The following is a 242-nucleotide window of genomic DNA, read 5'->3' as shown; positions in this document are numbered from 1 at the left end:
ATAGTGCGCACTGCCGCAGGCCTCCATCGCCACCAGGCAGGGCTCCAGTTGGCGAAAGAAGTCCAGCACCTGTGCCCGCTTGAGCTGCCGGCGGCACACCACTTGCTCGTGGCCGTCGACTCCATGCACCTGGAACACTTGTTTTGCCAGATCCAGACCAATGCGACTAATGTTCATCGTGACTCCCCCTCCGGGACTTGTGGCTGCACCATCAGTCTGGCGCTTGACGCCGTAGGAGGGAG

1 pseudogene is annotated in these 242 nt (G+C 61.6%); it reads right to left on the bottom strand.

From position 1 onward, the window contains the following. Positions 1–177: pseudogene (locus P3W75_RS15115) on the bottom strand (IS110 family transposase); the annotation flags it as partial. Between the last annotated feature and the right edge of the window lie 65 nt (positions 178–242).

The organism is Pseudomonas citronellolis (genome assembly GCF_029335315.1).
Classification (GTDB): domain Bacteria; phylum Pseudomonadota; class Gammaproteobacteria; order Pseudomonadales; family Pseudomonadaceae; genus Pseudomonas; species Pseudomonas citronellolis_A.
The sequence above is the reverse complement of the archived record's forward strand: the minus strand, read 5'-3'. Positions and strand labels throughout refer to the sequence as shown.